Origin of the sequence: Psychrobacter sp. 5A.1 (assembly GCF_030407455.1) — a bacterium.
In the GTDB taxonomy this organism is placed as follows: Bacteria; Pseudomonadota; Gammaproteobacteria; order Pseudomonadales; family Moraxellaceae; genus Psychrobacter.
This window is the reverse complement of the sequence record NZ_JASDDJ010000039.1, coordinates 19,984-30,558: the sequence shown is the minus strand read 5'-3', so window position 1 is coordinate 30,558 and position 10,575 is coordinate 19,984. Positions and strand designations below refer to the sequence as shown.

10 protein-coding genes are annotated in these 10,575 nt (G+C 42.3%); 7 read left to right on the top strand and 3 right to left on the bottom strand.

The window, feature by feature from the left end:
• Positions 1-30: 30 nt before the first annotated feature.
• Positions 31-252, bottom strand: coding sequence for a hypothetical protein (locus QL982_RS09625; RefSeq protein ID WP_290166244.1), 222 nt, complete (start codon positions 250-252; stop codon positions 31-33).
• A 940-nt stretch (positions 253-1,192) separates the two neighbouring features.
• Between QL982_RS09625 and QL982_RS09620 the strand changes: the two genes are divergently transcribed.
• Positions 1,193-1,465, top strand: a complete 273-nt coding sequence (locus QL982_RS09620) for a type II toxin-antitoxin system HicB family antitoxin (protein WP_290163495.1) — start codon at positions 1,193-1,195, stop codon at positions 1,463-1,465.
• Between the two features lie 288 nt (positions 1,466-1,753).
• Positions 1,754-2,698 carry an EamA family transporter gene (locus QL982_RS09615; RefSeq protein ID WP_290163498.1) on the top strand — a complete coding sequence of 315 codons (945 nt, stop codon included), beginning with the start codon at positions 1,754-1,756 and terminating at the stop codon, positions 2,696-2,698.
• Positions 2,699-2,846: 148 nt separating this feature from the next.
• Here the strand turns inward: QL982_RS09615 and QL982_RS09610 are convergent, their stop codons facing one another.
• Positions 2,847-3,719, bottom strand: a complete 873-nt coding sequence (locus tag QL982_RS09610) for an alpha/beta hydrolase (RefSeq protein WP_290163501.1) — start codon at positions 3,717-3,719, stop codon at positions 2,847-2,849.
• A gap of 7 nt (positions 3,720-3,726) precedes the next feature.
• Positions 3,727-4,518: a class II aldolase/adducin family protein gene (locus tag QL982_RS09605; protein ID WP_290163504.1), complete on the bottom strand. Its 792-nt coding sequence runs from the start codon at positions 4,516-4,518 to the stop codon at positions 3,727-3,729.
• 303 nt (positions 4,519-4,821) lie between these two features.
• On the opposite strand from QL982_RS09605, the gene QL982_RS09600 reads away from it, so the two are divergent.
• From QL982_RS09600 to QL982_RS09580, 5 genes are all read left to right on the top strand, one after another.
• Positions 4,822-6,552, top strand: coding sequence for a phosphoethanolamine--lipid A transferase (locus tag QL982_RS09600; protein WP_290163506.1), 1,731 nt, complete (start codon positions 4,822-4,824; stop codon positions 6,550-6,552).
• A gap of 121 nt (positions 6,553-6,673) precedes the next feature.
• Complete coding sequence (locus QL982_RS09595; protein ID WP_290163509.1) at positions 6,674-7,369, top strand: response regulator transcription factor; 696 nt, start codon at positions 6,674-6,676, stop codon at positions 7,367-7,369.
• A 127-nt stretch (positions 7,370-7,496) separates the two neighbouring features.
• Positions 7,497-8,843: a HAMP domain-containing sensor histidine kinase gene (locus tag QL982_RS09590; RefSeq protein ID WP_290163512.1), complete on the top strand. Its 1,347-nt coding sequence runs from the start codon at positions 7,497-7,499 to the stop codon at positions 8,841-8,843.
• A gap of 179 nt (positions 8,844-9,022) precedes the next feature.
• A complete protein-coding gene (locus tag QL982_RS09585) occupies positions 9,023-9,496 on the top strand; it encodes a diacylglycerol kinase (protein WP_290163514.1) in 474 nt (157 codons plus the stop codon).
• A gap of 138 nt (positions 9,497-9,634) precedes the next feature.
• Positions 9,635-10,423, top strand: coding sequence for a PAP2 family lipid A phosphatase (locus tag QL982_RS09580; RefSeq protein WP_290163517.1), 789 nt, complete (start codon positions 9,635-9,637; stop codon positions 10,421-10,423).
• Positions 10,424-10,575 lie beyond the last annotated feature (152 nt).

Below are 10,575 nucleotides of genomic sequence, written 5' to 3'. Positions count from 1 at the left end.
TTAAAGTATTCGATCTGGTATTCTTTTATATTAACTATGGTTATGTCTGATGACAGCATACTTTTTAGAACACCACCCTTTTTGTAATACGTCATCAATATCGGTATCGACTTGATTGCTCCACATAACACCATCGACACGACGTGTATCTCCCTCATTATCGATACCGCCCATCATCGCGCAAGAAGACACCCCAAATAAAGTTATCGGTAAGATAATAGCAATAATGTTTTTTCTCAGTACCTTTTTCACGGTGAACTCCTAACGTGTCATTTTATTTAGGGCGTGTACTCACTTTGAAAATGATGACAAAAATGAGTACACACCCATTACTTAATAAGTAATATTTTTTCAGCGTGAACTAAAATGAAAACTTCCCAAATCATACATCAAAACATTAGCAATGGTAATAAAGTATTAACTTTAGCTAAAAAATGTTTGGTTTAAGTCATTTATTATTCTATGACTTCACAGCTGTGGATAATACGCCCTATTATAAAAGCGCTTAAGTAGATTGTTTTTCATCCATCCTTGTTGTAAAGTTTTGCTTGCTTCCATTGCCTCTATTAGTACTAATTATTGGTACAAAAGTTTATTAATAAAATTGTAATGATAGGATAGCGTTGCCACCTATAAAAGGTAAGGTTACTCTGATAGACGGTTCTTTTTATAGAACAGAATGTAGATTTTCGAAACTATTTTTTAACTATTACTCAATATTCAAGGTACGATGAATGCCTGTTTTTCTATAGTTTAGTCGATGGATATGTTCATGTTGATAATCAAACGGCGAGATAAACCTTAGCCGAATAAAGCAAATAGCAACGACAATACGAGTATATTGACTATACAATAGTATCCCTGAACACTCATGGAATTCAAAATCCTAGGCTACTATCCACAATTAAATTCTACTATATATTGCATTAGATTGCATAAAGGTTAGGGCCTGTCTTCATTTCAAAAATGGTGATAAAAATGAGGTAAATTTCCGTCAGATAATAAACATAGCGTAGATAATATCGGTATATTAACCAGCTGTTTGACGATACTTGGCAAGATTTAGCCATTTATAGACTATTTAGATGACTCTTGAGTGAATTGAAGACATGCCCTAGCTTGTAAGCGAATGATACTCATCACTTAGCCCCTGTTTTCTGACAGGTAAATTCAAGCTTATTAGGAATGACAAATGCAATATCCCATAGCAATTACACCAGGTGATGAAAACACTGCCTATTGCATCATTATTCCAGATATAGTGGGCTGTTATTCAGCTAGCGATGAACCTGTGGATATTTTAGAAAATGCCAAAGAAGCTATTATCCTCCATCTCAGAGGACTAATGGAAGATGGCGAACCCATTCCGATGCCCACCCATAGTGCTAGACATCAAGATAACCCAGATTTTCCAGGGGTATCTTGGGCAGTGGCAGATATTCCGATAGACGCGCTATATGAATGATAGTAAATAACCACCAATGCCTACAATAGCTAAGAGCCGAGCTAACAACAATCAATCAAATGGCATTCCATAGTCAGCTCAATCTAGGCGTGTCCTCATTTTAAAAATGGTGATAAAAATGAGATAAATCGCAGTCAAACAAGGAAAATAGCGCAGATAATATCGAGATATTAGTCAGCTATTTGACGCCGTTTGGCAAGATTTAGCCATTTTCAACCCATTTAGATAACTATCGATTGAATTGAGGACACGCCCTAATCACCAATTATAATTTCTTAGGCCAATTATATGACCCCTTTATACACTGCATTGGCTGTACTGGTTACCTTTATTTGGGGCGTGAACTTTACCTTTATTGCATGGGGGCTCGAAAGCTTTCCGCCACTGATGCTCACTGCCCTACGTTTTTTCTTTACCGCTGTGCCATTGGTTTTGTTTCTCAAGCCCCCTAAATTTAACCGTACATTATTTATTTATGCCATCGGTACTTTTGTCATGCAGTATGCTTTTGTATTCACGGCCATGCATTTGGGTGCATCGGCAGGGTTGACAGCACTATTATTACAAATTCAAATTTTTATCACTGTATTGCTGGCTTACTTCATGTTGGGTGAGGCAGTGAGTCGCATGCAAATCATTGGTATGCTGGTTGGTGTATTAGGGCTTAGCGTGATCGCGCTAAACCTTGGCGGTGATATGCCTTTGGCTGGGTTTGTCTGTATCTTGATTGCAGCAATTGGTTGGAGCTTTGGCAACATTGCATCAAAACAGGCATCAAAACAGGCATCGCAGCAGCAATCAGAAGGGGCTGTTGTCTCACCTACTACTGCAAAAAACAAGGCATCTGCTTTGTCTGCCTTAGCGCTGGTCGTATGGGGTGGTCTCATCGCTTGTGTGACGTTGACCTTATGTTCTCTCATATTTGAGACCGAGGCATGGCAGCTGGCCACATTCACGGCGGCATCGCTCAAGTCATGGCTATCGCTTGGATTTATCGTGTATATCTCGACCTTGATTGGCTTTGGACTGTGGGCGCATCTGCTCAGTCAAAATACAGCTTCTAAAGTTATGCCATTTGCATTATTAGTGCCCGTCTTTGGCATGACAACGTCAGTGCTGCTCACAGGGGAAGTCGTGACATGGTGGAAGATGTTGGCGATGATATTGATATTATCTGGACTGTTACTGGCTAATGTGAAGATAAAACAGGGCAACAAGCACCAGCCAGCGTGACGTTAACTGATTTTTTATAAGTCTGATTTTTTGCCCTAAATTAATTGACCTTAATAATGGGCGATAGCCGTTTGATACTAAACTGACGATCAGAATAAAACACGCAGAGCACCATTTGATGCCCTGCGTGTTTTAGATTAAACGGTATTTACAGGATATTGCGTCTAAATTGTAGATAGGCCATTGTAATCGCTGTCGCATCTTCTATCTGCGGATAATGACCTAGCATAGGCATATTGGTTATATCAGCATTGGGTATCAACTGACGATAACGATCCATCATATGCTGTCCTGAGATGGGGTCTTTGGCACCAGCTATCAATTTCACAGGTACGGTACTGTTGATAATGGCACCGACCCATCGCTCGCGGTACTGCTGGCGTTGGGGTATGTAATTAATCAACTTATGCATCACTGCCAATCCATCATTGTGACTTAACAGCTGCCATAGCGTGTCTATCACCTCTACTGTGGGCTGCGTGTCGGGGCCAAATATCCGCTGTAGACTGCCCGCAAATTTCTGCTTATTAATCAGCTTTGATACCAGAGGACCTAATGGCGATAGCAGTAGCTTCTGTACCAAGATAGGTTTGTGCGTCTCAGGGAATAGACCACCGTTTAAGAAGCATACGCTAGCAATGTGTATCTCAGCACTACCCTCAACTTGTCTGGCTAGCAACTCCTGAGCCACCGTATCACCATAGTCATGCGCTAAAATATGATAATCACTGACGCCCAGTTTTTGCAAAACAGCTTGATAAATATCGGCCTGCTCACTGATTAGATAGCGCGCGTTTTTGGGTTTGGCTGATAACCCAAACCCCAGCATATCGAGGGTGATGACATAATAATGCTCGGTTAGCGCGTCCCACATGCCCTCCCAGTCCCAACTGGCACTAGGATAACCATGAATCAATAGCAATACAGGCGCGCTTTTATCCCCTGCATATCGAGTAAAGATTTGATGCCCATGAATGGATTCATATTGCCCCTGCCGTTGCCACTCATCAAGAGTTATCATTAGAGACTTACTCCTCAAATGATGGGTCGGTGCGGCGCAATTTTCTCAATAATGCAGGCCATGCGATATCGCCATTCGCGCCACGGGTGACTTGCTCAGATGCCGCTTGGATACCGGCCAATATTTGTGCTGGTATCGGCGTCAAGGCTCCTCCTCCGCTCTGCGCTTTGATCTGAATCTCACACGCTCTTTGCATGATATACATGTACAAGAACGCATTGGCAACCGTATCGGCACAGGTGAGTAGACCATGATTGCGCAAAATCATAAAGTTAGCATCGCCTAAATCAGCAACCAAACGGACCTTTTCTTCAGGGTTTAATGCAACGCCTTCGTAGTCATGGTATGCCAAGTTAGATAGCGGAAATAATGATTGTTGCGAGATGGGTAGTAAGCCTTTTTCTTGCGCTGAGACGGCAACGCCATCATTTGTGTGCAGATGGATAACGCAATGCGCATCGTCGCGAGCCTCGTGCACAGCACTATGAATGATAAATCCAGCTGGATTTACGTCGAACTCTGATGGCGCTACTTTTTCGCCTGCTTTATTGACCTTGACCAAACTAGAAGCGGTAATCTCTTCGAATAACATCCCGTACGGATTGATTAAAAACTCATCCTCAGTACCTGGTACTCGCGCAGAGATATGAGTAAATACCAAATCGTCCCAGCCATAAGAGGCAATCATTCGATAACAGGCGGCAAGATTTACGCGCATCTGCCACTCTTGTTCGCTCATATTATGGTGTACACTCGAGGTTGAATCCGTTGATGTCGCGGTTTGCATAGTTGTTTGCATGGTGTATTCCTTTACTGTGTTAGATATCTTGAATGATTACTTTACACCATTTCATAAAACCAAATCTGTCAAAAATATTAAGGCATATTTATCTAGAGCATGCCTTCAATTCAAACGATCGTCATCTAACTGGGCTAATGGCCATGATGAACCCTGCCTAATTTGAATATATAAAACCATCTCAGAAAACACCCCAACATCTAACGTATTATAGTTAGCATCAACTGCCTTAACATCTTCTTAACAGACCACTTGCTATGGTAAGGAATGACGTTTCCTACCATCCTGTTGAGAAGTATCTGTATGCCAATATCTCAAGCTATCAAGACCAATGTGCTCAAAATCAACGCGCCCAACGCCAATAAAAGAAACCGCTATCTAAGCAAGCTCTATGATCGTGAGATAAACCTCAGTTATCTTATTATCATCGTGGCTTTATATTTGGTAGCGACTGCAAATATTGGTTTCTTTGAGCAGGTGCTGGCTGTCTATCCATTTAGCAAAAACGTCGGATTTATCCTGTCTATTACAGGTTTGTTATTCGGATTGATGTGGCTGGTATTACAGCTGCTTTGCTATCGTCCCATTGCCAAACCAGTATTGATTACGCTGCTGATTATCGCTGCCATCTGCGGGTATTTTACCAATGCTTATGGGACGATATTTGACACCAACATGCTGATCAACAGTCTGGAGACCGATCAAGCAGAGGCGATGGGATTGTTTGCCCCTAGCATGGTCATTCGGGTGCTTATATTAGGCGTGTTGCCAGCATTTATCATTAGCAAAATTCGTCTAAAACGCTTTACTTGGCAGCGAGGCATTCTGCAAAAAACGGCAACCTTAATCCTATCTGTTGCGCTAATCGCCGTTTGCATTTTGCCGTTTGGTGACCAGTACGCCAGCTTCTTTCGTCAACATAAACAAGTCCGTTCTTATGCCAATCCGATTACGCCTATTTACTCTACGATCAAACTTGGTGAAAACTATGTCGATGAGTTACGCCGTCCTGATACTTTGGCACTGCATGCGACAGATGCGAAACGCGTGGCATCTGCTAATAGTGTGAATGGCAGCGGCAAACCAAAACTAATGGTGTTTGTGGTTGGCGAAACGGCTCGCGCAGATCACTTCGGCTTGAACGGCTATACACGCAATACCACACCGCTGCTCTCAAAGCAGTCAGACCTCTATAGCTTTCAGAACGCTGTCTCCTGCGGCACCTCTACGGCCTACTCCGTACCTTGCATGTTCAGTTATGCAAATCGAGCAGACTACGATATCGATAAAGCCCCGTATCATGAAAACGTATTAGATACACTAAACAAGCAAGGGGTCAATGTCATTTGGCGCGACAATAACTCTAGCTCAAAAGGCGTGGCTGATCGCGTTACTTTTGAAGACTATAAAACGTCCGACACAAACCCCAACTGTGATGTCGAATGCCGAGATATCGGCATGCTTGATGGTTTTGATAAACTGGTTAAATCAGGCAGCTCACCGAAAGATACGCCTAAAGACACGCCTAAAGACACGCTTATCTTATTGCATCAAATGGGCAATCATGGCCCCGCCTATTATCAGCGCTATCCTAAAGAATTTGAAGCGTATAACCCTGTCTGCATGACCAATGAGCTGTCCAAATGTGATGCTCAGTCCGTGATAAACGGCTACGATAATGCGATTCGTTATACCGATTATTTTTTGAATAATGTGATCGATACGCTAAAGCCTTATGAGCAAGATTATGATGTGGTAATGGTATATATTAGTGATCATGGGGAGAGTTTGGGTGAAAATAATATCTACCTGCACGGCCTGCCCTATAAGTTTGCGCCAGACAGCCAAAAAAATGTGCCTACGATAGTTTGGTCGCCCGATAGTAATAGTATCGATGCGGACAGTCTTTCTAGTATGGTCAGTCAGCCTGTGTCACACGATTTTATTACGCCGACATTGCTTAGCTTCTTTGACATTACCACCGATGAAATCAAAGGTGCAGCAACTTTTTTTAAACTGGCCCATTCCAAGTGATTCATTTAGAACAACTCATTCCAAATGACTTATTAAAAGTGATTTGTTAAAAATAGCTCACTACATTCGTTTTTATATTACTCAGTCCTTTTAGGTAACCACTATTTTTTAGGTCAGCATCATGTACAAGATACTCGTTATTGAAGACAACCCCGATATCGTGGCCAATATCTATGCTTTTTTTGAGCCAAAAGGGTTTGAGTTGGACAACGCACATAACGGCTATAGCGGATTAACACTTGCTGCAAACAACCGCTATGACGTGATACTACTAGATGTGATGTTACCGGGTATGGATGGCACGCAGCTGTGCAAAAAACTCAGAGAAGAGCTGCATGACAAAACGCCTGTACTCATGCTCACGGCTCGCGATACAATCTTGGATAAAGTCGCTGGGTTTGATAGCGGCGCTGACGATTATTTGGTCAAGCCGTTTTCGCTGGTTGAGTTGGAGTGCCGTATCAAAGCGCTCATACGTCGCCATGAAGACGATCATTTTGCCCACAGTATTGCTGTCGGAGCGTTGTCCTTAAACAATAGTGAGCATACCATTATGCGCGACGGACAATCACTGAAGCTTACCCCAACTGGCTTTAAAATATTGCATATCCTCATGAGTGCAGCGCCTAGAGTCGTCAGTAAAGCTGAGATTGAAGAAAAAGTGTGGGGGCTAGACATACCCAGTAGTGATGCACTGCGCACCCATATGCACAGCGTGCGTGCGCAGGTTGATAAGCCATTTGACACACCTATGATAGTCACAGTACCTGGCGTGGGTTATCAAGTTGTTGACCCTAAAAAAACAGCAAGCGCGTAGTCGTGATTGCAGCATGAATTAAATAAACCTCATGTGACTTACTAACTGACTTACCGTATCGTATTTATTGCTCTATTATATACAGCCATGTTATATATCGCCTTCTTCTATTAAGTTGTCTTACGCCATGCTCAATATAGACTCGATAGCCAATAAGTTCAGACTGTCCTATTTCATATTTGCGTTATTACTGTGCGCAGCTTTTGTCAGTATTTTCTTATACGCAGAGAATAGAATAGAGCAAGATTTGGTCAAGGCTCGCCTGTTACAACAGCTCGAGCTCAGTCAAGAAAAGTATGGTGACCAGCCTATTTACACAGCTGATCCAGGTATAAAAATTTACCGTTACGATAAAGCACCTGCCAGTCTACAGGCGATAGCGAATGATACGGTGCAAGAGACCTCTGTCTCTGTCAATGAATCATCAAAAGAAGGCCATACCAATCTTCATCTTTTTTCTTATAACCAAGACGGTCAAACCTATATTTTGACCTACTTAGAAAACACCGAAATGGTGATGGGAAATTATCCAGTCTTGGCGATATTCGAGCATTTAGAAGATATATTTGCAGATACGCTAAAAGTAGCGGTGATTTTGAGCTTACTTATCGCCGCTATTTTTTCTCAATTGTCCTCCAAACAAATCATCAAGCCTCTATTGGATTTAAAGCGAGCCGTTGAGACCGATCATCACAACTTAAGCGATTTGACTCATTTGCCGTCTGAGGTTGGTGTCTTGGCAAGGGCTATCGATGAAAAAAATCACAAGCTGGAGCAATATCTCAAACGCGAGCAACTGTTTACTGGTGATGTCAGCCACGAGTTACGCACACCGTTGACCATTATTATGGGAGCCTCTGAAGTAATCGCCTCGCAATTAGACGCTGACAGCCATTTAAATGAGTTCACCAATCGCATCAGTACCACGGCCAAAGAAACTTCTGAGATTATCACCGCCTTGCTCCTACTATCGCGCGCGCCTGAAAAGTTAGACGCACCGCAAACCTCTATCAACAGTATCGCCTTATCTGAAATGCAACGCCTAAAATATTTGCTGCGTTATAAGCCTGTCACTTGTCAGATATTTGCTGAGCAGGAATACAGCGCTTACGTACGTCCCGAACTCCTAAAAATGGCACTAGGCAACCTTATAAAAAATGCGTTTCAATATACCGATGAGGGCGAAGTAACCATTACTATCGATGACGAAAAAATCACAGTAACAGATACTGGCTTAGGTATTCCTGAAGCGATGATGCCTCTATTATATGAACGGTTTGAGCGATTAGAGTCTCAATATAAAGATGAGACGACAGGAATGGCTCTGCCACCAGATAGTAATATCAGACATAAGGTTGAAGGCTCAGGTCTAGGACTCAGTATCGTCCAACGCATCATGTCACATATGGGCTGGCAGCTCACTCACCAAGCCAATCACTTAGGGGGCAGTACCTTTAGTATTTATTATAAATAACCTCTGTGATAGTCCAAAGATACCCTTGTTTCGCAATCATAACTACTGATTGCGAAACGACAAATTTAAACAACCATGACGCTTTATTCTCACCTCTCTATATCCTCTTAACGGTTTCTTAACCTCTCCCGTCTTATACTCAGGCTATCTTAATTTTAATAGACCATTAAGAATGCCCTATGAAGCAAATCACTCATACCAACCTTATAGACCCATCAGCCGAGCATAGTTCTATCAATCAGACGACGCATGATAGTGCACTTGCAGCTGACAGCTTCGCAGGTCATGCCAAAGGCAAAACGGGAATCCAACGCATTATAAAAGCCACTGGTTACTCTATAGATGGCTTTAAAGCCGCATATAAATTTGAAGCGGCTTTTAGACAAGTGGTATGGCTCAATTTTGCGCTACTGGCAGCTGTCATCGTTATGCCTTTTGCACTTGGTATAAAGATGATGCTGGTCGCCGCTTCTTTTTTGTCGTTGATTGTCGAGCTGCTCAATACAGGACTCGAAGCCTGTGTCGACCATACTTCGACCGCCAAGCATCCACTCGCAAAAATCGCAAAAGATGTCGGCTCTGCGGCACAGTTTTTGGCGTTATGCCTCTTAATGGTTTTGTGGCTAATGGCGTTGTCTGCGCTATTTTATTAAAGTCTGCTCTATTTTATTAAAGCATGGCGAGCATTCGCATAACAGCGAAACGCGCTGCTAGCATTATTTTAGAAAAATAATAGAACGAAGGTCGTATTAGGATCTATCAACATCGCATATACGTTATCAGGTGTAGTCATGACTTTAGAAAACAACGCAATGACTTGGGACTGGCTAAAATTACTGTGCGTGACCATCATTGCTACATTGGTTGTTGAGCATAGTCAGTTGGACATACGCATCAGTGAGCTTTTTTATAACAATGGTCACTGGCTACTCGAAAAAGGCGCGCAGCCCTATGCATTTATTTTTTATGATTTACCCAAAGCATTATTGATTCTACTGGCTGTCTATCTCATAGCCGTTTTAATCATCAAGTACAGACGGCCTTTGCCCCACGCCGCTTCGCTGAATCGTAGTAAATTTGGTACGTTTTTAATGCCTTTGCCTGTGCGAGAGATAAGCTACCTATTGATTATATTAGCACTTGTACCTGCTACCATTGCTATGCTCAAAGGCGTCACTCATGTCAGCTGCCCAAATGACTTGGTTATTTTTAATGGGGATTTGCCTTATCTCAATCTTTGGCAAAACATCGTAGCAGCAACGCCTGCCAAATGCTTTCCAGCGGCTCACGCCAGCGCAGGATTTTCTTTATATGGACTGGCTTTTTTACCGACGTTGAAAAAGTATCGCTATCAAATATTTACCACAGTCACGATCTTAGGGTGGACAATGGGAGTGTATAAGATGCTGTTTGGCGATCATTTCTTTAGTCATACATTGGTCTCAATGCTGCTGTCATTAACCATAGCCTGTGCGCTCGCAGCCCTATTTTTCAAACAATCAATTAAAAATAAAGTAAACAGCACTAGGGCGTGTCCTCAATTCAAACGAGTGTCCTCTAAATGGGCTAAAAACAGCTAAATTTTGCCAAACATCGTCAAATAGTTGGTCAATATCTCGATATTATCTGCACTATTTTCCTTGTTTGACGGCAATTTATCTCATTTTTATCACCATTTTTAGAATGATGACACGCCCTAAAGACAATAAAAAAAGAGGCGCTAACATTCGCT

Bases quoted from the DNA above. Each gene is read 5' to 3' on its own strand.
- QL982_RS09620 (WP_290163495.1), top strand. From the start codon at position 1,193: ATGCAATATCCCATAGCAATTACACCAGGTGATGAAAACACTGCCTAT.
- QL982_RS09615 (WP_290163498.1), top strand. From the start codon at position 1,754: ATGACCCCTTTATACACTGCATTGGCTGTACTGGTTACCTTTATTTGG.
- QL982_RS09585 (WP_290163514.1), top strand. From the start codon at position 9,023: ATGAAGCAAATCACTCATACCAACCTTATAGACCCATCAGCCGAGCAT.
- QL982_RS09600 (WP_290163506.1), top strand. From the start codon at position 4,822: ATGCCAATATCTCAAGCTATCAAGACCAATGTGCTCAAAATCAACGCG.
- QL982_RS09595 (WP_290163509.1), top strand. From the start codon at position 6,674: ATGTACAAGATACTCGTTATTGAAGACAACCCCGATATCGTGGCCAAT.
- QL982_RS09590 (WP_290163512.1), top strand. From the start codon at position 7,497: ATGCTCAATATAGACTCGATAGCCAATAAGTTCAGACTGTCCTATTTC.
- QL982_RS09605 (WP_290163504.1), bottom strand. From the start codon at position 4,518: ATGCAAACAACTATGCAAACCGCGACATCAACGGATTCAACCTCGAGT.
- QL982_RS09580 (WP_290163517.1), top strand. From the start codon at position 9,635: ATGACTTTAGAAAACAACGCAATGACTTGGGACTGGCTAAAATTACTG.
- QL982_RS09610 (WP_290163501.1), bottom strand. From the start codon at position 3,719: ATGATAACTCTTGATGAGTGGCAACGGCAGGGGCAATATGAATCCATT.